General features: G+C 29.6%; 19 protein-coding genes, 21 tRNA genes and 1 riboswitch. Of the genes, 4 read left to right on the forward strand and 36 right to left on the reverse strand.

Annotated features, from left to right (window positions below):
* Positions 1-571: 571 nt before the first annotated feature.
* Positions 572-648: transfer RNA gene (locus tag NSA50_RS17110), tRNA-Arg, on the forward strand.
* Positions 649-805: 157 nt separating this feature from the next.
* Here NSA50_RS17110 and pulA read toward each other — a convergent pair.
* The 25 genes from pulA to rph form a co-directional block, all read right to left on the reverse strand.
* Positions 806-2,803 (reverse strand): type I pullulanase, encoded by a 1,998-nt coding sequence (gene pulA / locus NSA50_RS17115; protein ID WP_257447123.1) that lies wholly within the window; start codon positions 2,801-2,803, stop codon positions 806-808.
* A gap of 197 nt (positions 2,804-3,000) precedes the next feature.
* Positions 3,001-3,609, reverse strand: a complete 609-nt coding sequence (locus NSA50_RS17120) for a copper homeostasis protein CutC (protein WP_195266928.1) — start codon at positions 3,607-3,609, stop codon at positions 3,001-3,003.
* Between the two features lie 169 nt (positions 3,610-3,778).
* Positions 3,779-3,852 (reverse strand) — tRNA-Gly (locus NSA50_RS17125).
* Between the two features lie 6 nt (positions 3,853-3,858).
* A tRNA-Gly gene (locus NSA50_RS17130) sits at positions 3,859-3,933 on the reverse strand.
* A 27-nt stretch (positions 3,934-3,960) separates the two neighbouring features.
* Positions 3,961-4,044, reverse strand: a tRNA-Leu gene (locus NSA50_RS17135).
* Positions 4,045-4,052: 8 nt separating this feature from the next.
* Positions 4,053-4,128: transfer RNA gene (locus tag NSA50_RS17140), tRNA-Lys, on the reverse strand.
* Positions 4,129-4,132: 4 nt separating this feature from the next.
* A tRNA-Gln gene (locus NSA50_RS17145) sits at positions 4,133-4,207 on the reverse strand.
* A 5-nt stretch (positions 4,208-4,212) separates the two neighbouring features.
* Positions 4,213-4,288, reverse strand: a tRNA-His gene (locus NSA50_RS17150).
* 6 nt (positions 4,289-4,294) lie between these two features.
* Positions 4,295-4,371: transfer RNA gene (locus NSA50_RS17155), tRNA-Arg, on the reverse strand.
* 6 nt (positions 4,372-4,377) lie between these two features.
* A tRNA-Gly gene (locus NSA50_RS17160) sits at positions 4,378-4,451 on the reverse strand.
* A gap of 6 nt (positions 4,452-4,457) precedes the next feature.
* Positions 4,458-4,532: transfer RNA gene (locus NSA50_RS17165), tRNA-Gly, on the reverse strand.
* Between the two features lie 27 nt (positions 4,533-4,559).
* Positions 4,560-4,643 (reverse strand) — tRNA-Leu (locus NSA50_RS17170).
* 8 nt (positions 4,644-4,651) lie between these two features.
* Positions 4,652-4,727 (reverse strand) — tRNA-Lys (locus NSA50_RS17175).
* 4 nt (positions 4,728-4,731) lie between these two features.
* Positions 4,732-4,806 (reverse strand) — tRNA-Gln (locus NSA50_RS17180).
* A gap of 5 nt (positions 4,807-4,811) precedes the next feature.
* Positions 4,812-4,887 (reverse strand) — tRNA-His (locus NSA50_RS17185).
* Between the two features lie 5 nt (positions 4,888-4,892).
* Positions 4,893-4,968 (reverse strand) — tRNA-Lys (locus NSA50_RS17190).
* A 5-nt stretch (positions 4,969-4,973) separates the two neighbouring features.
* Positions 4,974-5,050: transfer RNA gene (locus tag NSA50_RS17195), tRNA-Arg, on the reverse strand.
* Positions 5,051-5,077: 27 nt separating this feature from the next.
* Positions 5,078-5,151 (reverse strand) — tRNA-Gly (locus tag NSA50_RS17200).
* A gap of 15 nt (positions 5,152-5,166) precedes the next feature.
* Positions 5,167-5,242, reverse strand: a tRNA-Pro gene (locus tag NSA50_RS17205).
* 7 nt (positions 5,243-5,249) lie between these two features.
* A tRNA-Arg gene (locus NSA50_RS17210) sits at positions 5,250-5,326 on the reverse strand.
* A 74-nt stretch (positions 5,327-5,400) separates the two neighbouring features.
* A tRNA-Gly gene (locus NSA50_RS17215) sits at positions 5,401-5,474 on the reverse strand.
* Between the two features lie 16 nt (positions 5,475-5,490).
* Positions 5,491-5,566: transfer RNA gene (locus NSA50_RS17220), tRNA-Pro, on the reverse strand.
* A gap of 155 nt (positions 5,567-5,721) precedes the next feature.
* Positions 5,722-6,201, reverse strand: coding sequence for a metallophosphoesterase (locus tag NSA50_RS17225; protein WP_257447126.1), 480 nt, complete (start codon positions 6,199-6,201; stop codon positions 5,722-5,724).
* A 9-nt stretch (positions 6,202-6,210) separates the two neighbouring features.
* Positions 6,211-6,822 carry an XTP/dITP diphosphatase gene (locus NSA50_RS17230; RefSeq protein ID WP_195430714.1) on the reverse strand — a complete coding sequence of 204 codons (612 nt, stop codon included), beginning with the start codon at positions 6,820-6,822 and terminating at the stop codon, positions 6,211-6,213.
* A 4-nt stretch (positions 6,823-6,826) separates the two neighbouring features.
* Positions 6,827-7,573, reverse strand: a complete 747-nt coding sequence (gene rph, locus NSA50_RS17235) for a ribonuclease PH (protein ID WP_257447128.1) — start codon at positions 7,571-7,573, stop codon at positions 6,827-6,829.
* A 124-nt stretch (positions 7,574-7,697) separates the two neighbouring features.
* Between rph and NSA50_RS17240 the strand changes: the two genes are divergently transcribed.
* The gene (locus tag NSA50_RS17240; RefSeq protein WP_257447130.1) at positions 7,698-9,239 is read left to right on the forward strand and encodes a hypothetical protein; all 1,542 of its coding nucleotides are present in this window, start codon (positions 7,698-7,700) and stop codon (positions 9,237-9,239) included.
* Positions 9,240-9,280: 41 nt separating this feature from the next.
* Here the strand turns inward: NSA50_RS17240 and NSA50_RS17245 are convergent, their stop codons facing one another.
* Complete coding sequence (locus NSA50_RS17245) at positions 9,281-10,783, reverse strand: ABC transporter substrate-binding protein (protein WP_257447133.1); 1,503 nt, start codon at positions 10,781-10,783, stop codon at positions 9,281-9,283.
* A 160-nt stretch (positions 10,784-10,943) separates the two neighbouring features.
* Between NSA50_RS17245 and NSA50_RS17250 the strand changes: the two genes are divergently transcribed.
* Complete coding sequence (locus NSA50_RS17250) at positions 10,944-11,204, forward strand: Vpu (protein WP_195264373.1); 261 nt, start codon at positions 10,944-10,946, stop codon at positions 11,202-11,204.
* Positions 11,205-11,251: 47 nt separating this feature from the next.
* On the opposite strand, the gene NSA50_RS17255 is transcribed toward NSA50_RS17250, so the two are convergent.
* Positions 11,252-11,551 (reverse strand): thioredoxin family protein, encoded by a 300-nt coding sequence (locus tag NSA50_RS17255; RefSeq protein ID WP_257429751.1) that lies wholly within the window; start codon positions 11,549-11,551, stop codon positions 11,252-11,254.
* 114 nt (positions 11,552-11,665) lie between these two features.
* Here NSA50_RS17255 and NSA50_RS17260 point away from each other — a divergent pair, with 114 nt between their 5' ends.
* The gene (locus tag NSA50_RS17260; protein ID WP_195264375.1) at positions 11,666-12,385 is read left to right on the forward strand and encodes a superoxide dismutase; all 720 of its coding nucleotides are present in this window, start codon (positions 11,666-11,668) and stop codon (positions 12,383-12,385) included.
* A gap of 266 nt (positions 12,386-12,651) precedes the next feature.
* Here the strand turns inward: NSA50_RS17260 and NSA50_RS17265 are convergent, their stop codons facing one another.
* The 9 genes from NSA50_RS17265 to NSA50_RS17305 all read right to left on the reverse strand — a co-directional run bounded on the left by NSA50_RS17265 (position 12,652) and on the right by NSA50_RS17305 (position 22,872).
* Positions 12,652-13,479, reverse strand: a complete 828-nt coding sequence (locus NSA50_RS17265) for a hypothetical protein (RefSeq protein WP_195264376.1) — start codon at positions 13,477-13,479, stop codon at positions 12,652-12,654.
* Positions 13,480-13,590: 111 nt separating this feature from the next.
* Positions 13,591-14,700: an ABC transporter ATP-binding protein gene (locus NSA50_RS17270; RefSeq protein WP_195264377.1), complete on the reverse strand. Its 1,110-nt coding sequence runs from the start codon at positions 14,698-14,700 to the stop codon at positions 13,591-13,593.
* A 24-nt stretch (positions 14,701-14,724) separates the two neighbouring features.
* Positions 14,725-15,201, reverse strand: coding sequence for a hypothetical protein (locus tag NSA50_RS17275; protein ID WP_195264378.1), 477 nt, complete (start codon positions 15,199-15,201; stop codon positions 14,725-14,727).
* 257 nt (positions 15,202-15,458) lie between these two features.
* Positions 15,459-17,558 carry a HelD family protein gene (locus NSA50_RS17280; protein ID WP_195430713.1) on the reverse strand — a complete coding sequence of 700 codons (2,100 nt, stop codon included), beginning with the start codon at positions 17,556-17,558 and terminating at the stop codon, positions 15,459-15,461.
* Between the two features lie 98 nt (positions 17,559-17,656).
* Entirely contained in the window at positions 17,657-19,576 is a 1,920-nt protein-coding gene (gene ftsH / locus NSA50_RS17285; RefSeq protein WP_195264380.1) for an ATP-dependent zinc metalloprotease FtsH, read from the reverse strand.
* A 22-nt stretch (positions 19,577-19,598) separates the two neighbouring features.
* Entirely contained in the window at positions 19,599-20,168 is a 570-nt protein-coding gene (lepB, locus tag NSA50_RS17290; RefSeq protein WP_195264465.1) for a signal peptidase I, read from the reverse strand.
* Entirely contained in the window at positions 20,165-20,389 is a 225-nt protein-coding gene (locus NSA50_RS17295; RefSeq protein WP_195264381.1) for a DUF3006 domain-containing protein, read from the reverse strand. The genes lepB and NSA50_RS17295 overlap by 4 nt, the downstream gene beginning before the upstream one ends.
* A gap of 135 nt (positions 20,390-20,524) precedes the next feature.
* Positions 20,525-21,817 carry a diaminopimelate decarboxylase gene (gene lysA, locus NSA50_RS17300; protein ID WP_195264382.1) on the reverse strand — a complete coding sequence of 431 codons (1,293 nt, stop codon included), beginning with the start codon at positions 21,815-21,817 and terminating at the stop codon, positions 20,525-20,527.
* 135 nt (positions 21,818-21,952) lie between these two features.
* Positions 21,953-22,121: riboswitch (Lysine riboswitch) on the reverse strand.
* 73 nt (positions 22,122-22,194) lie between these two features.
* On the reverse strand, positions 22,195-22,872 hold the full coding sequence (locus tag NSA50_RS17305) for a beta/alpha barrel domain-containing protein (RefSeq protein WP_195264383.1): 678 nt from the start codon (positions 22,870-22,872) through the stop codon (positions 22,195-22,197).
* Between the last annotated feature and the right edge of the window lie 33 nt (positions 22,873-22,905).

The following is a 22,905-nucleotide window of genomic DNA, read 5'->3' on the forward strand; positions in this document are numbered from 1 at the left end:
CCAGGATCAAACTCTCAATAAAAAGTTTAATCTCTTCGCTCAAATTACTTTGAGTCTTAATTTTAAGACGTCTAAAAGAATTGCTGGTTTATTTTACTTAACTTATTTTCTGTTCAATTTTCAAAGATCTTGTCGAACAAGCGACTTCTATATCTTAACATCCTTAGGAGTTATTGTCAACATTTTTTTTATTGTTGTTAATAACTTGTTTTCCTCAAGAACATTGACTATTCTATCATAGCTTTCAGTACACAAATATAAATATATGCTATATATCTTAAATTATTCATTATTTCCTTATAATTTTAAACTTTTTCTTTATTTTATATATATTGATACTCCAGGATAAGTTTAAGAATACTTACATCACATTATATTGTATATTAGTATTTTACTTCCATTAATTATATTCTTCCATTAATTATATTATTGCTTATTATATATTATGTATTTCTAAATATCTTTTTATTTTACTATATAATATTTGTAATATTTGAATTTCAAAATAACTAAACTATAGAAATTTTAAAATATTAGTATTATAATATACTAGCAAAATGAATTTATCTATGCATCTATAGCTCAGTTGGATAGAGCGTTGGACTTCGAATCCAAGCGTCGGGGGTTCGAGCCCCTCTAGGTGCACCATTGTTACATTTTGTTAAATAAAATAGTGAAAGAATAAAAAATGAAAGAGTGAAAAAATTAAGGAAGAAATCCTTCGTATAACTTAAATTTAGTTTTGCAAAACAAAACACCTTTAACTTTTCACTTTTCACTCTTCACTAAAAAACCACTTTTCAATTTATATATATTTCATTATCATTGTAGAAATAGGCTCAACCTTAACTTTATTACCTTCTATATTATAAAGTCCATCCTCATTTATATTATTCTTATCTACTATTACCCTTAATTTATTATGATTTAATTTTACTTCTACTGGGTACTTATTAGAATTAAATATAATTACTATTTTCCCAATAGAGTCTCCTACTTTATTTCCATCAGCTATATAACCAACTATATTTTTTTCTGTAAAATTTTCTCCCATTTTTAAAAATTGAATACTTTCCTCTATCTCTTTTGATGAGTTCATTTTAAATACTTTGTGATCTTTCCTTAATTGAATTAAGCTTTTATAGTATTCGAATATATCTATATAAATTTCTTTTCTACTCCAATCGAATTTATTAACACTATCTGGTGATTTATAACTATTTTCTATTAAGTGTCCATTAGCATCTACTTTTGTCCTTAATATTTCATCTCCTGAATGTATAAAAGGAATCCCTTGAGATGTTAATACTATCGCTGCTGCCATTTTATTCATAGCAATTCTTTCTTTCTTTGTTGATAATGGCTTAGCTAAGGATAATTTATCCCATAACGTATAATTGTCATGAGCTGATGTATATGTTATAACTTGATATGGTTCATTAGCCCAATAGTCATTTGAATAAATTACTCTATCATAATCTATGTCTTTATGTTTTACTGAAGCAACTATACCAAACTTTAAGCTCTCTTCAAAATCTATTCCACCATTTATAAAGCCACCTTTTTCTTTTTCGAAAACATCACCTTTTATCGCATCTCTTATGTCATCACTAAAAGCTCCTATTTGTAGATCTCCAAATTTTCTTATATTATTCTTAAGAGATAGCCTTTCATTAGATAATGGTGAATCACTAGCCTTCCATCCCTCACCATATATTAATATACCTCTATCTATTTTATTAAGCTCTTCCCTAATTACCTTCATTGTCTCAATATCATGAAGTCCCATTAAATCAAATCTAAATCCATCTATTTTATATTCATTTACCCAGTATTTTAATGAATCAACAATGAATTTCCTTACCATAATTCTTTCTGACGCAATTTCATTACCACATCCTGATCCATTTGAGAAACCACCATCATTATTTTGACGATAATAGTATTTAGGTACTATAGAATTAAAATTAGAATTTTCTGTATCTGCTGTATGATTATAAACTACATCCATAACTACTTTAAATCCAGACTCATGTAACTTCATTATTAATTCTTTAAATTCCTTTATTCTGACTTCACCTAAATAAGGATTAGTTGAATATGATCCTTCAGGAACATTATAATTTAATGGATCATAGCCCCAATTATATTCATTTTCATTAAATCGTCTCTCATCTACTGTTTTATAATCAAAGCTAGGTAGTAATTGTATAACATTCACTCCTAGTTCTTTTAAGTGGCTTAGCCCTGTTTTAATTTCAGTTCCTTTTATAGCAGAGTTATCCTGACAAATCCCTTTAAACTTTCCCCTTATTTCATTATCTATTCCTGAATTACTGTCTATAGTAAAATCCCTAACGTTCATTTCGTAAATTACTGCATCTAGTGAATTCTCTAAAACTGGCTTTTTATGACTTTCCCATCCATCAGGATTTGTTTTATTTAAGTCTATAATCATTCCCCTTTTCCCATTTACACCAACTGCTTTTGCATATGGATCTACAGCCTCATACTCTTTTCCATCTATATTTACTAAATAGTTATAGAATTCGCCGTCTAGATTTCCACTTATTTCAATTTCCCAAATTCCTTTTTCTCTGAGATCCATATTAACAGTTTTATTTGCTTTTGATTCATAATCATAGCCATCTTTTCCATACAAATTTATCTTTACATTCGCTGCTAAAGGTGCCCATAATCTAAACTTTGTTTTTGTAGATGAATATATAGCTCCAAGTTCACCATCATATCTATATAAGTCTTCAAATTCTATAGAGTCATAATTTTTATAGTTAAAATACATTATATCGCCTCCTTATTAGCTAATTATATTACAAAGTAATATTCTTTTTTATTTTTAGAAGTATGTTTGTATTTAAATACAAACTTAATATTAATTTCTTATGACTTTGTCTTATATTATATGATTTAAATATTAAACCCTTATATAAAAATAAGCCTTATATCTTGTAAATATGATATAAGGCTTATTTTTATATATTATACGATTTTTGTTCCATGTATTTCTTTAGCTTTCGTTTTTTCTATTACTAAATCCCTATTTTCCTTATTAATTCCAGCTCCTGGGACTATAATTATTCTATTATTAGCATACTCAATTAACTCTTTTAAGGTATCTAAATTATTTAATGCAGATATATTTCCACCCTTAGTTAATATTCTATCTACACCTAATTCAACTAATTCATCAATAGCTAATTTTTTATCCACTATTTCATCAAATGCCATGTGAAAAGTTATATTTAAATCTCCGCTAACTTCTTTTACCCTTTTCATAAAACTTGCATCAACTTTCCCATCCTCTGTTAATGCACCTATTACAATAGCATTTGCTCCTAAACTCCTACAAACTTCTATATCAGTATACATTATTTCCTTTTCTATACTGTTATAAATAAAATTACCACCCCTTGGTCTAATTATCACATTTATAGGTAAATTTATATTTTCTATCGTCTTTTTTATAGTCCCATAGCTAGGTGTTGTCCCACCTTCAAGTAAATTATCACATAGTTCTATTCTATTTGCCCCATTTGCTTCTGCTCTAACTGCATCTTCATAGCAACCCGTACATGCTTCAAATATCATAAACTCCTCCTAATCCCATTGAAATAATTAATAATAAATCCATCCACAATACATTAAAATTTATCCACATATTTAGTCATATTTCATGCTACACTTGTGGATTTTACATATTAATATATATTAATCAAGAAAAAAAATAAAGACAACTAACTTAAGTTGTCTTTTCTTTTGGAGCGGGTGATGAGAATCGAACTCACGTAACTTGCTTGGAAGGCAAGGGCTCTACCATTGAGCTACACCCGCATATTATGGAGCGAAAGACGGGACTCGAACCCGCAACATTCACCTTGGCAAGGTGACGCTCTACCATTGAGCCACTTCCGCTTATTTTTATTATTGATTCAATATATATGGTGCAGATGAAGGGAGTCGAACCCCCACGCCAATGGCGCTAGATCCTAAGTCTAGTGCGTCTGCCAATTCCGCCACATCTGCATATATATTGGTGGCTTACCCGGGAATCGAACCCGGTACACCTTGATTAAAAGTCAAGTGCTCTACCGATTGAGCTAGTAAACCAAGTTGGCTGGGATAGCAGGATTCGAACCTACGAATACCGCAGTCAAAGTGCGGTGCCTTACCGCTTGGCGATATCCCAGCGTATGGGGTGAACGATGGGACTCGAACCCACGACAACCAGTGCCACAAACTGGCGCTCTACCAACTGAACTACGTTCACCATTTATGGTGCGTGTTAAGAGATTCGAACTCCTGGCCCACGCCTTAGAAGGGCGTTGCTCTATCCAGCTGAGCTAAACACGCATATTATGGAGCGGGTGATGAGAATCGAACTCACGTAACTTGCTTGGAAGGCAAGGGCTCTACCATTGAGCTACACCCGCATATTATGGAGCGAAAGACGGGACTCGAACCCGCAACATTCACCTTGGCAAGGTGACGCTCTACCATTGAGCCACTTCCGCTTATTTTTATTATTGATTCAATATATATGGTGCAGATGAAGGGAGTCGAACCCCCACGCCAATGGCGCTAGATCCTAAGTCTAGTGCGTCTGCCAATTCCGCCACATCTGCATATATATTGGTGGCTTACCCGGGAATCGAACCCGGTACACCTTGATTAAAAGTCAAGTGCTCTACCGATTGAGCTAGTAAACCAAGTTGGCTGGGATAGCAGGATTTGAACCTACGAATACCGCAGTCAAAGTGCGGTGCCTTACCGCTTGGCGATATCCCAGCGTATGGGGTGAACGATGGGACTCGAACCCACGACAACCAGTGCCACAAACTGGCGCTCTACCAACTGAACTACGTTCACCATAATGGTGCGTTATCAGGGGATCGAACCCGGGACACCCTGATTAAGAGTCAGGTGCTCTACCAACTGAGCTAATAACGCATATCTGGTGCGTGTTAAGAGATTCGAACTCCTGGCCCACGCCTTAGAAGGGCGTTGCTCTATCCAGCTGAGCTAAACACGCATATTACCATTATTATATTATGTTTAATGGAGCGGGTGATGAGAATCGAACTCACGTAACTTGCTTGGAAGGCAAGGGCTCTACCATTGAGCTACACCCGCATATTAAATTTTAAGTGGTCGGGGTGACAGGGATTGAACCTGCGACCTCATGGTCCCAAACCACGCGCGCTCCCATCTGCGCCACACCCCGGTGTTGATGGTGCGTGTTAAGAGATTCGAACTCCTGGCCCACGCCTTAGAAGGGCGTTGCTCTATCCAGCTGAGCTAAACACGCTTATTCTTGTAAAGAACATAAATTATTTTATATCATTCTTTGTCACTTGTCAACATATTTTTTAACCACTTTTATGGAGCGGGTGATGAGAATCGAACTCACGTAACTTGCTTGGAAGGCAAGGGCTCTACCATTGAGCTACACCCGCATATTTATTTTAAAAGTGGTCGGGGTGACAGGGATTGAACCTGCGACCTCATGGTCCCAAACCACGCGCGCTCCCATCTGCGCCACACCCCGATATCTTTAATATCTCTCAGCGACAATGTTTATTCTACAATAGGATTAGCAATCCGTCAATACATTTTTTAAAAAATAATCTATATAAGAGAATTTTGGAGATTTAACTAGATATTTAATAATATTGTAAATTAATAACGGATTGCAAAAAAATATTATTCTATTTCTTTTAAATATATATTAGTCTTTTTATTTTCTAATATTTCTATAAATCCTAATGTCTTCTTCGCTCTTCCATAAGGTAATGTTATGCTCCCAGGGTTCATCATAGTTAATCCATCATGTTCATTTATTAAAGCTTTATGAGAATGCCCAAAAAGCACTATATCCGCTCCGACTTCTTTACCCTTATAGAATATAGTATTGTATTCATTCTTTACATTATACATATGCCCATGAGTCATATATATCTTTAATCCCATTATGTCTACTATTCTTTCAATAGGATACTCAGTGGAAATATCACAATTCCCTTTAACTGCATATACTTCACCATTAAAATCATTTAATAACATTTTTGTATCTGGAGCTCCATCTCCACAATGTAATATGATATCTACGTCTAATAAATATTTTTTTATAGCATTTATAGATGAAGCTTCATAATGAGAATCACTTAATACAGCAATCTTCATAATTTCCTCCTATAGAAACTCCTTTATAACTGCACTTATTTTCTTAAGCGCAATTCCTCTATGAGATATATTATTTTTTTCTTCCATTGTAAGCTCTGCAAAAGTCTTATTAAAAGGTTCATATAAGAATAGTGGATCATATCCAAATCCATCACAGCCTCTTTCTTCTTCTAATATATAGCCATTTACAGTTCCTGTTACTGATTTATATATATTTTTATCATTTATTAATGCTAATTGACAAACAAATCTAGCATTTCTATTATCATAACTAACGCCCTTTAAATTACTAAGTAATTTTTCATTATTTTTCTTATCATTTCCGTGCTCTCCAGCATATCTTGCTGAATATACTCCTGGTTCACCATTTAAATATTCAACTTCTAAACCGGAATCATCTGACATTACTATAAAATTACTTTCCCCTCTTTTTATCAACTCTTTATATATCTCTTCACTTTTCTTTTTTGCATTTTCTTCAAATGTTATTCCATCTTCTTCAACATCTATATCTAATCCGATATCTTTTAATGAAAAAACATTAATAGGCATACCTTCTAGAACCTTCTTTATCTCAATTATCTTCCCTTGATTATTACTTGCTATTATTAGCTTTTTCATATCATTATTTTCCTCCAGTACCTATCCAAAGCGCATCCATCTTTAAAGCATCCTTTTGTATTTGTACCATTTGTTTTATACCTTTTTGAGCTAAGTCTAATAAGTCATTTAATTCAGCTCTACTAAATGGTGATTCTTCTCCAGTTCCTTGAATTTCTATAAATTCACCTTCATCCGTAGCAATAACATTCATATCTACCTTAGCGTTAGAATCCTCTTCATAACATAAATCTAAAATCTTTTCGTCGTTTAATATACCAACACTAGTTGCACTTACAAACTTTCTTATTGGATAAACTTCAAAAGGCTTTTCCTTATGTAGTTTATTTACAGCATCTACTAAAGCTACAAACGCCCCTGTAATAGATGTAGTTCTTGTTCCGCCATCTGCTTGTATAACATCGCAATCTATCCATATTGTTTTTTCACCAAGTGCTTTTAAATCCATTACTGATCTTAAAGCTCTTCCTATTAACCTTTGTATCTCCATAGTTCTTCCATCAACCTTTAATCTAGCTATATCTCTAACTTTTCTTGTACCAGTTGATCTTGGAAGCATATTATATTCAGCTGTTATCCATCCTTCACCTTGACCTTTTAAAAATGGTGGAACCTTATCTTCTATAGATGCTGTACAAATAACTTTTGTATCACCAACTTCTATTAATACAGATCCCTCTGCATACTTTGTATATCCTCTAGTTATCTTAGTCGTTCTTACTTGTTCATTTTTTCTTCCATCTATTCTCATGATTTTACCTCCAATTCTTAATATTATTAAAATTTATGCACTATTTTAGCATTATCCTCATATTATTAATATAAGGATTAATGAAGAGGTGAAGAAATTGCGATATATAGGACCATTTTTTAGAATGAATAAACTATCTCAAAAAGAAATTAACGGCCAACTTTTTCACTTGTCTAAGGAGGCCATAAGGACGTTAGTTCTTGAGTCAAAATGTGGATTAGTTGATTCAGTTAAAAATTATAAAAAAACATCATCCTCCATTGATATTACCACATCTGGTAACTTTTCTCCACTACTATGTATATATAGGAAATCTTCTCCAAACTATATTCATAGTAAAAATTACAATGGATTTGATGAATCTTCCTTTAAAAAGGATATTTCTCCAATAACTAATGCATTAATGACTACAAGCATACTTGATTTAACTACTTATTACTCAAGATTTAAAGATGCCGATGAAAAATTATACTCTTACTCTAAAATATATAAAAAGTTATCTAGGGAACAACTTGATTTTTATTCAGTGAACTTAAGAAACAATGAAGGAATTTTCACCGAGAAAAAAAATCTTTCTGAGAATAACCATAAAGGATTTAACCTTACAGATAAAAATAATAAATTTAAATTTTCTGATCAAGCCTTTATGATGGTTGCTTATAACTTATATTCAATATTATATCCAGAAGATGAAATTTCAGAAGACTATAATAAGTTTTCACTCGAAATACTAGAAATGCTTAATGAGTTTAAAGAGAAAATATATGAATGTTCATTTGAAGAAATATGTAAAATCCTTACTGCAATAAATATTTTTTATAGTCATTCAAAAAATTCTGATGCTCAAGTTTTAATAATAGATTTAACAGATTTTCTTATTAATAAATTTGATGAAAAGGACTATTATATTGACTCTCTAGATTTTACATGCCTATTCTCAATAAACTTAATGTTGTCATTTAAACATACTCAAATGATTACATTTAATGAAAAAGCCAAAGAAATTATTAATAAATTAGTGTCTTTATATGATGATGAAAAGGAAGTTTTTCTTAAGCTTTCTGGTAAAAAGGATTTGAAATATTCATGTTTTGATATTGTCTTCTATTTCTTAGCTATTGTTATGTATTCAAAGGAATTCAATAAATATAATGAGTATAGAAATATGATTTCATCATTATACAGAAAATATTTTATAAATTCTGGTTTAATTACCGCTTGGCCTGAAGCTCCTACTCTAGATGATGCAGAGAGATATAAAGGATTAACCTTAAATTCAGCTGATATGTTAGAAGAAAACTTTTTTAGAATGCCTACAACTTCAACACCTACAAGCTTAGGCATAGCTCCAATTTTTAACAAAAGTATTTCTTACTCTAAAAAAAGAGATTCATTTTCACCATCAGGATCATCTTTTGACAGCTTTAAAAACATGTATATATATCAATTAATAATTTTCCTATTTAAAGATGACTTTATGCGTGAAGTAAACATACTCGACCATGAATCTTCTTATAGAAATGATTCCAATAATCCTATTATAGAAGATGAAAATGATGAAGACAATCTATCAAAAAAAGATATATCAGAAGTTGAAGATGAAGAGTTTGTAGAAGTTGAAAATAAAGAGTTATTAGATACTTCTAATGATCAAAGCGAGAATTAAATAATCAAACTAAATCATAAAGACTGGGCAAAGCCCAGTCTTTATGATTTTTCTATTTTACTGTAATCTATATTTCCATTACCATCTAATAGCATATTTTTTATTTTACTATTTATAGCTATATTATCATTATAAAAAGCTAATGGTAAAACTTGATATGTATTAAATAAATCATCTTCTAATTTTGAAAATAATTCTACTCTCTCGCCTTCTGTTTTTACTAATAACAATTGATTTTTATACTTATCTGGAAGAAAATTTACTAATGCGTTGTATATAGAACTATCTCCTGAAAAATTTGAATCACCATGAATTAATGCTATATCATAATAGTTAACATCTTTAATAGAATTCATTTCATCTTTCGTAATTAATTTATAACTTAAATACATATCTGTATTGTTTGAAAACCAGTTTGATATATATTCACAAATTTCCTTATTTTGAGTGCCTTCTTCGGCAACTAATGAAATTTCATCTGGTTTATTCCATTCAACAGTATTATTACTCATAACTTTTCTAGCTTGAAGCTTAGCTAAGTCCCCTTTATCTTCTCTGAAATAACTTCCTTCAGCTAATTCTATGAACATACTATTTTCCAATTGATATTGTCCTATAGATTTATTTAATAATCCATATATATCTTTTTTCCCCTCTATTGGTATAGAGTCACTATTAGGATTAAATGTTAAATACATAGCTTTATTTGATTCTAATGTTATTAATCTATCCTCACTACTTAATCTACTTAATTGGCTCTTAGGTGGATTTATAACTATATCTCTTCCCCCGATCTCAAAAGCTGCCATAGCTAATTCTTCACCTTCATCCGCAACTATCTTAATTGTTGCAACCATATCTGTATTTGTACCGCTATTTCTATTAAGGGTCAATTCATCAATAGTCATATCTGAAATACTATAGTATCCTGAATAAATTAACTCACCATAATTTTGTCTTATATTTTCCCATAATAAAACGTTCTTTCTAAGCCTATATTGAGGTGTTGTTAATTCTTCAATAAATTTATCATCTTTTGAGTTTAATCTAAAAATAACATTACCCTCTCCTGAAGTTATCCCTACATTTTCTGTAAAAGATCCTGTTCCATCCCTAAACGCTTTTGCTCCATATACATTTAATAAAGCACCTATATTCTCCTCTTCTTCTTCTGTTAATATCTCCCTAAAAAAAGTCACTATATCTTTAGGTGTTATCTTAGTTCCATCACTCCAATAAATATCTGACCTTATCTTAAAATCATATTCTAATCCATTATCCCTTACCTCAACACTTTCTGATAAGGAAGGAACTATATTTTTAGAATCATCTAATTCAACTAATCCCCTACTAGTTGCACATACTATATCTTGTATTCTCTTATCTAAACTTCCTACAGATTTAAAATCTGTTGGCACAGTAGATACTGAATATGTAAATATTTCTTTGTTTTGAGCTGTCTCTTGATTCACCACTTCTATAAATCCTAACAAAAACCCTATTAATAATGCAGTTGTTGCCACTAATAATATTACTTTCTTCATATATGCTTCTCCTTATGATTAGTATCTTTCTAAATTATAGACATCTAAGGTTAATAGTAAACATTAATATGAAATTTTATACATTTATTCGAATTTGTTCTAAACTATATTAATTTGTATGCTATAATATTTTTATATAAAATTTGGAGGTAATATTTATATGGATTTAGCTGTTCAAATTTTTCAAATAGTTTTTTATAGCATTGGTGCTTTATTTATGATAACTTTTTCTATCATAGGAATATGGAGTTTTATTATTTTTAATAAAACATATAAGGCTAGAAGAATACAAAATTATCTTTTAGAAAAAATATATCAAGCTATTAATCAAATTACTTATAAGAATAATAGCTCACTTAATGAAAATTCAGAAGAGGAATTGCTTAGCCTTGATGATTTAATTGATGAAGATGAAAATTAGAAATTTAGCAAAATAAAGATAGGGAAGGTATTTAGCCTTCTCTATCTTTATTTATAAATTAAATTATAATATCTATTTATTGAATTCTTAAATTCTAATATATCAAAGTATCTTCCAAACCTTAGTGTTTCTTTCCCATTAATAAATAGCAATAAAATAGGCAAAGAAAATATATCATTTCGAGATGCTAACACCTTATTTTCTATTGCATTAATCTCAAGAAATTTAATTTCATTATAATCCTTAATAATATATAAAATTTTTTCCTTTATTGCATCACAAGCCCCACAAGTTGATCCACTAAAATATACAATACTTATTGGATTGTTCATTATTAACTCTTCCATAATTCCTCCTACTTCAATTTAAATGCTAACCTTTAATATATTTATTATATCACTTACTCATTTCATTTATAAAATTATCACTTTAGGCAATACTAGAACATGAGGTGAATAATTATGAAAACAAAAAATAAATATAGTTTATTACTTTTAGTAACTCTATCCATTATTTCCTTTATAACATTAATTCCTGCATCTTTAGTAAAAAGTAATAATTTAGGTGATGCTCAATTTGAACTTAAACCATTACCATATGCTTATGACGCATTAGAGCCTTATATTGATAAAGAAACTATGATGCTTCATCATGATAAACATGAAAAAGCTTATGTTGATAATCTTAATAAAGCCATTTCTAAATATCCTGAATTGTACTCTAAAGGATTAGAAGGATTGCTAGAGGATTTAGAATCAGTACCAGATGATATTAGAGAAGCTGTTAAAAATAACGCAGGTGGAGTATATAATCATGAATTCTTTTGGTCTATAATGTCTCCTACTAAAAATCAAAATCCTAAAGGAGACTTATTAAATGCAATTAATAGAGACTTTGAATCTTATGATAATTTTAAAACTAAATTTAAAGAAGCTGCGTTAGGTAGATTTGGATCTGGCTGGGCATGGTTAGTATCTGATAAAGATGGTAAGTTGTCAATTCTATCTACTGCAAACCAAGATAGTCCTATATCTTCATGTTTAACTCCTATTATAGGAATAGATGTTTGGGAACATGCATATTATCTTAAATATCAAAATAGACGTGCTGAATACATAGATAATTGGTGGAATGTAGTTAACTGGGAGCAAGCTGAAAAAAATTATACTAATAATAAATAAATTCATAGATTAAAAAGAGACTATTCACTAATTATTTAGTGCAACAACTTCTTTTTAATTAATAGTTGATAATAGATAATTAATATTATAATTCATGTAAGCTTATTTATGCAAAAGTGAATTAGCGAAAGGATAAAAAAGTTAATAAAAAAATCAACGAAAAACTCGTCTAAGTCAGTAAAATCAACAATTTAAAAGGGGCTCGCGTTTCGCTAGCCCCTTTTAAATTTTTCACTCTTAATCGTATATCAATCTCTTTTACTTTATTATTTATATATAAACTTTAAAACATTACTATAATCATGGTATGAAAATGATATTCCTTTATATTTATACTCTTTTTTTATTTTTCTCCAATCACTCTTTAATGCATCATATCCTTTGTAATAATAAGTAGTATTATCTGTAACACCATATTTATCATTCGGTGCTTGTGTTTCTGCTATTATATTAATCTTCTTATTATACATTTTACTTAAGTTAACTTCATCTTTTATATTTTTCACCGGCTTTTCTATATTATAATTCATTACAGCTATTTCATCCGAATTAATTATTATTTGTTCTATAATATCTTTTTCTAACCAGTATGGTATAACATTGATTAATTCTAAATCAGACTTCTTACAATATGAATATGACTTATGAAGCATCTTTATATATTCATCTTCATCCCATCCTTCATCTAATGTCCAAGGTTCTACATCTAGCACTATTGCTTTAATCTTTAAATCATTATCAACTTTTTCATTATAATCATTTATAAATTCTATTCTTTTAATAAACTTATTTACATCTTTATACCAATTTGCATCTCCAGTTAAAAAGTATACCTCTGCTTGAGTATTAGATTTAATATTTTCTATAAATCCACTAATTTCATCAACTGTTAATCCTGATAAGTTTTGATAAACTGTAGATATATTTAGATCATTAATAACCTTATACATATTGCCTAAATCATTATTTTTTATTACTTTAGTACTCCAAGAAAAAATACTAGTATTTTTTATGTTCATAATAGATAAACTATATATAGTAGTTAATATAATTATAATGATAATTATTGAGACTATTAATTTTATTATCTTCACTAGACTCCTCCCATTTATCTTTATAAATTATTTAACAGGCTTAAGGATTTTATTATCCTTAAGCCTGTTATCTTTAATTACTATATTATATTTTAAATTTACTAATTTATACTAGAATATTGTATTTTGCTCTTCTTTATCAAATAAATGAATTTTATTGGAATCAAATCCAAATTCTATTGAATCTCCAATCTTATAATCAACACCTGTTCTAGATTTAATTATAAAGTTTGCTCCATCCTTTTTAACGTGAATATATGTTTCTGCACCTAAGTTTTCTTTTAAATCAACTTCTCCTTTGAAAGTAACAACTCCTTCAGCTGCTAGCTCTTCCTTTGAATGATATATATTCTCTGGTCTTACACCAACTATAACTTCTAAGTTTTCAGCATTCTTTTCTTTTACTATCTTAGCCTTTTCAGTTGGAATCTCGATTAATTTATCAAATACTTTAACATAGTTTTTGCCATCCTTAACAAGGTTTTGTCCGTATGTCATATTCATTTGAGGACTTCCTATAAATCCTGCAACGAAAAGATTTGCTGGATGGTTATATATTTCAGTTGGTGAAGCAACTTGTTGGATAACTCCATCCTTCATAACAACTATTCTTGTTCCTAAAGTCATTGCTTCTGTTTGGTCATGTGTTACATATATAAATGTAGTATTTAATTTATTATATAACTTTGAAATTTCTATTCTCATTTGAACTCTTAATTTAGCATCAAGGTTTGATAAAGGCTCGTCCATTAAGAATACTTTAGGACTTCTAACTATAGCTCTTCCCATAGCAACTCTTTGTCTTTGTCCACCTGATAAAGCCTTTGGCTTTCTATCTAAAAGATGTTCTATATCTAGTATCTTTGCTGCTTCTCTAACTTTAGTATCTATTTCTTGCTTTGGTAACTTTCTAAGCTTTAATCCAAACGCCATATTTTCATATACTGTCATATGAGGATATAATGCATAGTTTTGGAAAACCATCGCTATATCTCTGTCTTTTGGAGCTACATCATTAACTAACTTATCATCTATGTATAATTCTCCTCCAGATATTTCTTCTAATCCAGCAATCATTCTTAGTGTAGTTGACTTACCACATCCTGATGGTCCAACGAAAACTATAAATTCTCTGTCCTCAATATCTAAATTGAAATCTTGCACTGCCTTAAATCCATTTTCATATACTTTTTGAATATTTTTCAAACTTAAACCTGCCATAATCTTCTCCTCCAAATTTATATATTAATAAAACGCTAATGGATTAACTCTTTTAATTAAATTTGTTAAGTTTTCATCCATAGCCAATTGAAATCCTACAACACCTTTAGATGTTTTTGCCATATAAACCATGTTTTTTAATCCAGACTCTTCTAAATAAGCTTTAACAATTTTACTGTTACTCTTGTCCATTCTTTCTGAACTTTTAACACTTGATATTTCTCTAATATTAAAACTTCCTATTTCTGTTCTTTTACTCTTATTCATTATCTTGAATATTACTAATTCATCTCCTGTAAGCTCATATTCATATTCAACTATAAGCTTCCTAGACAAAATGAAGACTCCTAAGTATATTAGCCCAAAAACTACTGCAAACACCAAATTCAACATTGCTGCAAACAATATCGCAAAAATTAACGAAACCTTAGATAAAATATTTAATATCTTTTCTAAACTTCCATAATCTTTAGTTTGAAACTGTTCATAAAAGCACTCCATACCTCAACCCCCTTATTGAATATCGTTTACAAAGGTTTATGGTTTTATTATAATATCTTTTTTATTTATTTCAATATTATTATCCTTAATACATATTTTTCTTAAATTATGACTAATAAAAAATTAAATATATTGTGATATTTCACAAATAAAATAATTTTGAATAAAAAAATATAGTAAGCAGAAACTTACTATATTTTTCGAACTATCTTTATATATACTTTTCTAATTTAAATTATCTAACACTTTTATAAGACTTATCTTACCTTAACAACTGATAATCTATGCAATGCCCTAGTACACATTATATATTTAATTAAATTATCGGTATTTTCATCAAAATCAACAATTATTACAGCATCAAATTCTAACCCCTTAGCATAATAAGATGGTATTAATACCTTTCCACCCTTATACACTACATCTCCACCATTGAATGCCAATATACTTGTATACTTTTTAAGTTCTGGAGATATAAGGTTTAATTCTTCTTTTCCTTTTGTTATTATTGCTATATTTTCATATTTTTCTTCTTGATAATCCTCTAATAAATTTAATACTACATCTATTAAATCTTCTTCATCATCTTTTGAAACTGTTGTTTCTAATACATCAAACTCACCTTTTCTTACAAATGGAACAACTGCATTTTCATCTAAAAGCTTACTTGCATATTCCATTATTTGATAAGTTGATCTATAGCTCTTCTTTAATTCAAACAAACTAAAAAATCCACCAAAGACTTCTTTTAATTTAAGCATAGCAGGTACTTCTTCCGCTTTCATAAGTCTTTGATTTGAATCTCCAACGATAGTATAACTCCTACATCCTGTTAACTCTTTTAAAACTAGGAACTGTAGCATATTATAATCCTGAGCTTCATCAATAACTATATGTTTTATTTCAGTATAAGATTTTTTCCCATCTAATTTTATCATTAAATATAAGATACCAGCTAAATCTAAATATGAAAGAGTTTCGATATTTAAAAATCCTTTATATATATCTATAATGCTTTCATTTTCTATCCAATTTTCTATTTCAGCCTTAGATTTCATAACTTCTCTTACTATATCTCTTATCGCAATTCTTCTTCTGAATTCAATATTATTTTCTTCAATTACTAACTCTTCAGCAGATAGCTTTGATTTTTCTTCTTGTGCCTTTAAATTGATTTCTCTTACTTTTTCGTCTCTCTTATCTTTTATCTTTGAAAATAATATTCTCTTTATTTTTTGACTTCGTCTAAATATAGGCATATATTTATAATGCTTCTCAAAAAGTTCTTCTATTTCATCTATAGAAACTATTTCTTCATCTAAAAATCTTACTGTATCTATTTCAAAATAATTTTCTTCAATATCTTCTATTTTTTTATTAAGAGCTTCTATGAATCTATTTGATGACTTATATCTTATATCTTCAATTATTTCTTCATTACCTTTTAATACTTGTTCTAAATAAGATGTTATATCTCTTACAGGTTCATTTAATCCTATTTCTTTATATGCGAAAGATAAAAATGTTTCGTTAATAACTGCTGTTTCGCCTAAATTAGGTAATACCTCTGAAATATAATCCATGAATATGTCATTTGGTCCCAAAATAAGAACTTTATCTGTTAATTGCTCCCTAAAATTATATAAAAGATATGCAATTCTATGAAGAGCTATAGTAGTTTTTCCTGAACCTGCAACTCCATTTACAACCACAGCTTTGTTTCTATCAGCTCTTATTATTTCATCTTGTTCTTTTTGTATCGTATTTACAATATCTTTAAGTTTTTCTCCTGAATTTGATGACAGAACCATTTGTAATATCTCATCTTGTATATTTATATCAGAATCAAAATACCCCTCTAATTTAGCCTTTTTTACAATTAATTGTCTTCTTGATAATATATCTACTGGAATTTCTCCTTGTGGGCTTTTATAGCTAGTTTCTCCAATCATTCCTTTATAAAATAAAGATGCAACTGGTGCTCTCCAATCCACTATTACAGGATCATAACTTCCTTCTGGAGTTAATCCATATCTACCTATATATAACTCTTCAGAATATCCATCATCTATAAACCCAACTTTTCCAAAGTATGGTGACTCTTTAAGTTTAACAAATTCTCCTAGTTTTTTATCTATCATTTTGTATGATTCTTCTTTAATATATCTTTCGTGATCAAAATACTCCATTAACTTATCTTCATCATCTCTATATTCTTCGATATATTTTTTTCTATAATCAAGTATATATTCTGAAATACTTTTTCTCTTCTCTATATATTTTAAAGTTTCTTCACTAAGAATATTTAATGTATTTTTTAAGTTATCCTCTTCTTTTAATAATTCTATTTTATCCAAGAGCTGATCCCCCTTTGATTTTAAATTTATATTATTAAGAAAGAGTGTAACAACAAATCCTGTACACCCTTTCATTAATTTATCCATTTTACGTTATTTTAAACTTCTGTAATCTCTTCTACGTCTATAACTTCATTTGAATCTTCAACTTTTTTCTTTTTCTTATCTCTTAATTCTGGATACTTATCATAAACAAATTCCATAAATTCGTCACCAAATATAGTTTCTTTTTCTAATAGATACTCTGAAATTTTATCAAGTAAATCTCTATTTTCCTTTAATAACTTTCTAGTATTTTCATGACAAGTTTTTATTATTCTTAGTATTTCTTCATCTACTAAAGTTGAAGTTTCATCACTACATTCTCTTACTGCTCTTCCATCTAGATATCTATTTTGAACAGATTCTAAGGCCATCATATCAAATTTATCTGTCATTCCATAAATAGTAACCATACTTCTAGCAGTTTGTGTAGCTCTCTCTATATCATTTGAAGCTCCTGTTGAAACTAAATTAAATACTTCTTCTTCAGCAGATCTACCACCTAGCATAACCATTATTTGACTTGTTAATTCATCTCTTGACACTAAGTATTTTTCTTCTTCTGGTAATTGCATTGTGTATCCTAATGCTCCCATCGTTCTAGGAACAATAGTTATCTTATGAACTGGATCTGTTTTTTCTAATAATGCAGCAACAAGCGCATGACCTACTTCATGGAATGCCACTACTCTCTTTTCCATAGGAGATAGAATTCTATCTTTCTTTTCTTTACCTGCTATTATAACTTCTACAGCTTCTCTTAAATCTTCTTGCATTACAAATTCTCTACCATGCTTTACAGCTCTTAAAGCTGCTTCATTTACTATATTAGCAAGATCTGCTCCTACTGCTCCAGGAGTGCTTTTTGCAATTTCTTGTAAGTCTACATCATCTCCAAGTTTTACTCCTTTAGAGTGAACTTTTAGTATATCTATTCTTCCTTTTAAATCCGGTCTATCTACTATTACTCTTCTATCAAATCTTCCTGGTCTTAATAACGCCTTATCTAATATTTCTGGTCTATTTGTAGCTGCTAAAACAACTATTGCTTTAGTTGAATCAAATCCATCCATTTGCGTTAATAATTGATTTAGTGTTTGTTCTCTTTCATCATTTGTTTGAATTTGAGAATCTCTACTTTTACCTATAGAATCTACCTCATCTATAAATATGATACACGGAGCATTCTTTTCTGCTTCTTGGAAAAGATCCCTTACTTTCGCTGCTCCCATTCCCGCAAACATCTCTACAAAGTTTGATCCTGATATTGATAAGAATGGAACATTTGCTTCGCCCGCTACTGCTTTTGCTAATAATGTCTTTCCCGTTCCTGGAGGACCAACTAAAAGAGCTCCTTTAGGAAGTTTAGCACCTATTTCTGTGTACTTACTAGCATTATTTAAATAATCTATTATCTCTTTTAATGATTCTTTAGCTTCATCTTGCCCTGCCACATCATCAAAAGTTATTTTTATATCATTTTCTTTATAGATTTTTGCATTACTTTTTCCCATTCCCATCCCCATCATAGGAGATGATCCCATTTTTCTACCAATTCTTCCAGCTATAAATCTAAATATAAAGAAAAGTATTATCGGCATTACTATCCAATTTAGAATAAAGTCTACTATAAAATTATTTTGTACAGGCTCACCTTTAAACTCTACTCCAGATTCATTTAAAATATTTATTAAATTAGGATCATCAACATTGCCAGTATATAATAATTTTCCTGTTTCTTTAGTATTTTCATCACTTTTAGGCAGTATTTTTATTTCTGTAGATGAAATTACAACACTTTCTACTTGCTTATTTTCTACCATATTTAAAAATTCATTATAACTTATTTCTCGAGTTGTCATAAGATTTTTAGTCGAAGTGAATGCGTATAAAAACAGAAATGCCATTACTGCATAGAATAATGTATGCTGCTTTTTATTATTGTTATTATTTTCTTCTGTATTCTTATTTTCCATTGCTCTTCCTTTCCTTGTATATCTATTTTATTTTACCAATTTGATCAAAAGGATACACTTTTATTTGAGCTTTGCCACTTATATCTTCTCCATCAATATATGGATTAATCCAGTACCTAGAGTCTTTTGACCAAAGTCTGTTATCTCCTAAGAAGAAGTATTTTCCTTCGGGTACTTCATACTCTCCATTAAAATTGTCTTCAGCACCTATATAATCTTCTTGTAACTCTTCTCCATTTACAAATACCTTACCATTTTCTATTTTTATTTTATCTCCTGGTAATCCTATTAACCTTTTTATTAATGACTCTTGAAGCTCTTCTGAGTTGAATACTATAATATCCCCTCGTTTAAGCTTTTCTAAATTATATACTCGTGTAACAAAAAGTCTATCTCCAACATTCAATGTAGGTACCATTGATTCTGATGGAATTAAAACTTTAAATAATAGAAATTTATTTATAAGAAAGGCTAATATTATAGCTGAAACTATTGGAATTCCCCATTCACTAATAAAATTTTTTTTAGAATCACTATCTTTCTTACCTTCTTCTATATCAATTCCTTCATTTATATTATTACTCTCACTCATTCTTCCCATAATCCTTTCATCATAGTATTAATACTTTCACGTCTTAATTTAGTAGCTTTTTCATCTATAAAATAGAAGTTATCTTTTTTAATTAAAATATCCCCTTCTTTTACACTTCCTATTATATCACTTTTTTTGACATTAATTAAATTATCATATTCTATCTCTAACACAACATAATCGCTCTCAATTCTATCAACTATATATTCCTTTTTCTCCATAATGCTCCTGTTATTACTCACCTCTCTTTTTTAGCTTATATTCTAGTATATCATATTTGTTGAAAATTTAAATAGAATATATATTATTAAAAATAGGGTAAATGATTTTCATTTACCCTATTATTTATACTAATATTATACTTCATTAATTAATAATTCTTCATAATTTTGTCTTTTACATACAACTTTTGCTTCACCATTTCTTACAAATACAACTGCTGGTCTTAAATTTTTATTATATCCACTAGCCATAGAAAATCCATATGCTCCAGTTGATAGAACTGCAAGTATATCTCCACTTTCTGCTTCTTGAAGGTTTATATCTTGTAATAAAATATCTCCAGATTCACAACACTTACCAGCTACCGTAACTTTATCCTCCATACTTTCACTTGCTTTATTAGCTACTATAGCCTCATATTTTGCTTCATATAAAGCAGGTCTTATATTATCTGTCATGCCACCATCTACGGCTAAATATTTCCTTACTCCTGGTATTTCCTTAATTGATCCTATATTATATAAAGTTGTTCCTGCATTAGCTACAATTGATCTTCCTGGTTCTATTGTCAAAATAGGTTTTTTAAGTGATAATTTACTGCACACTTCATTAACTCTATTTAATATAGTATCACAATATTCTTTTGTTTCTTTTGGCTTATCGCCTTCTGAATAATAAATTCCAAATCCTCCACCTAAATCTAATTCTTCAATCATATAACCTGTTTCTTGTCTTATAGTATTTATAAAATTTATCATCACTTCTGATGCATCACCAAATGGCTCAGTCTCAAAAATTTGTGATCCTATATGACAATGAAGCCCTACTAATTCTATATTTTGTAATTCTAAAGCTTTCTTTACAGCATCCATTATTATATTACCTACTGGTGCAAATCCAAACTTTGAATCTATCTGTCCAGTTTTAATATAGTCATGAGTATGAGCTTCTATTCCTGGTGTAAGTCTTAAATAAATCTTTTGAATCTTATTATACCTTTCGGATATTTCATTTATCTTTGCCATTTCCCATAGATTATCTACTATAAACCTTCCTACTCCCAATTTAATTCCAAGCTCTATTTCTTCTAAAGTCTTATTGTTCCCATGAAAATATATCTTCTCCATAGGAAAGTTAGCCCTATATGCTGTATATAGTTCACCCCCAGAAACAACGTCTAAATAAAGCCCTTCTTGATCTATAAGCCTGCACATTTCTAATGTCAAAAATGATTTTCCTGCAAAAGCTACTCTATTATTCTCAGAATTAACCTTAAAATATTTTATATAATCCCTACAATTATCTATTAAAAGTTGTTCATCCATTACATACAACGGTGTTCCATAATCTTTTACTAAATCCCTTGCCTTTACGCCCCCAATTACTAAATCATTTTCTTCTATTTTGCTTGCCCCAAATAATCTCATATAATCTCCTCCAAATATACTTTCATTAATTATAAAATAAAACCACTATGGTTATCCATAGTGGCAGATTTCCTTAAGTGAAATTAAAGCTATAAAATATTTAGCATATAATAATAAAATTAATAATTTATAATTATTGCCTGTAGCTCTCCACTTTCGTGACAGTTGCACACATGTTATATGTACAACCAAAAATAGATTCTTGCAATAATCTATTTCTTCGGCTATTAATCCTTTCTTTATAAATCATCACTTTGCAAAGCTCATTATAAATACTATTAATAACAGCACCTCTACCCTGATAATTAGCCATATATATTATTATACATCTTTTGTTATATTATTCTACAACTTTATGAATTTATAAATTATTAATTTTAATTTTGATCTCTATATTTATCCATTAGGCTTCCCATCACATCGCCAGATGGTGGTGGAGTATATGTTATTGCATTTGCCCCAGCCTCTATAGTTCTCATTATAGTTTCTTCTGTCGGTCCACCAGTTGCAATTATCGGGAATGTAGGAAATTGCTCTCTTATTTTCCTCACAATGTTAGGTGTATTCTTACCTCCAGAAACATTTAATATTGTTGCCCCAGATCCAATCCTTTCAGCAACATTTTCACATTCAGAAACTACAGTTACAATTACAGGAATATCTATAGTTTCTCGTATTTTTTCTATAATTTCATTTGCTGTAGGAGCATTTACAACTACTCCCATTGCACCTTTAAATTCTGCATCTAAAGCCAAATTAACTACTCTTTTCCCTTGAGTTATTCCGCCACCTACGCCACAAAATACAGGTACATCTGCTGCCATAACTAAGGCTTGTGTTATAAGTGGTTGAGGAGTAAAGGGATATACTGCTATTATAGCATCAGCATTGGTATTTCTTATTATGGCAACATCTGTAGTAAATAATAATGACTTTATTCTTTTTCCAAATATTTTTATTCCACTACAATCTCTTATACAAGAAGGTACTTCTATAACATGACTTCTTAATAATCCTTTTATCTCTGGTACTTGTTTAATTTTCTTCCCATCCATACCAAACTCCTCCTATTTTATATTTAACTCTAA

This window comes from Clostridium mucosae, from assembly GCF_024622765.1.
Taxonomy (GTDB): Bacteria; Bacillota; Clostridia; order Clostridiales; family Clostridiaceae; genus Clostridium.

Coding starts and splice junctions, on each gene's coding strand:
- NSA50_RS17270 (WP_195264377.1), bottom strand. CDS start 14,700: ATGGCAGGTTTAAGTTTGAAAAATATTCAAAAAGTATATGAAAATGGA.
- NSA50_RS17295 (WP_195264381.1), bottom strand. CDS start 20,389: ATGGAGAAAAAGGAATATATAGTTGATAGAATTGAGAGCGATTATGTT.
- NSA50_RS17305 (WP_195264383.1), bottom strand. CDS start 22,872: ATGGATGGGAAGAAAATTAAACAAGTACCAGAGATAAAAGGATTATTA.
- NSA50_RS17240 (WP_257447130.1), top strand. CDS start 7,698: ATGAATAAACTATCTCAAAAAGAAATTAACGGCCAACTTTTTCACTTG.
- pulA (WP_257447123.1), bottom strand. CDS start 2,803: ATGTATTTTAACTATAAAAATTATGACTCTATAGAATTTGAAGACTTA.
- NSA50_RS17245 (WP_257447133.1), bottom strand. CDS start 10,783: ATGAAGAAAGTAATATTATTAGTGGCAACAACTGCATTATTAATAGGG.
- lepB (WP_195264465.1), bottom strand. CDS start 20,168: ATGAGTGAGAGTAATAATATAAATGAAGGAATTGATATAGAAGAAGGT.
- NSA50_RS17255 (WP_257429751.1), bottom strand. CDS start 11,551: ATGGAAGAGTTAATAATGAACAATCCAATAAGTATTGTATATTTTAGT.
- NSA50_RS17120 (WP_195266928.1), bottom strand. CDS start 3,609: ATGATATTTGAAGCATGTACGGGTTGCTATGAAGATGCAGTTAGAGCA.
- NSA50_RS17260 (WP_195264375.1), top strand. CDS start 11,666: ATGAAAACAAAAAATAAATATAGTTTATTACTTTTAGTAACTCTATCC.
- ftsH (WP_195264380.1), bottom strand. CDS start 19,576: ATGGAAAATAAGAATACAGAAGAAAATAATAACAATAATAAAAAGCAG.
- NSA50_RS17230 (WP_195430714.1), bottom strand. CDS start 6,822: ATGAAAAAGCTAATAATAGCAAGTAATAATCAAGGGAAGATAATTGAG.
- lysA (WP_195264382.1), bottom strand. CDS start 21,817: ATGAGATTATTTGGGGCAAGCAAAATAGAAGAAAATGATTTAGTAATT.
- NSA50_RS17250 (WP_195264373.1), top strand. CDS start 10,944: ATGGATTTAGCTGTTCAAATTTTTCAAATAGTTTTTTATAGCATTGGT.
- NSA50_RS17275 (WP_195264378.1), bottom strand. CDS start 15,201: ATGGAGTGCTTTTATGAACAGTTTCAAACTAAAGATTATGGAAGTTTA.
- rph (WP_257447128.1), bottom strand. CDS start 7,573: ATGAGAATAGATGGAAGAAAAAATGAACAAGTAAGAACGACTAAGATA.
- NSA50_RS17225 (WP_257447126.1), bottom strand. CDS start 6,201: ATGAAGATTGCTGTATTAAGTGATTCTCATTATGAAGCTTCATCTATA.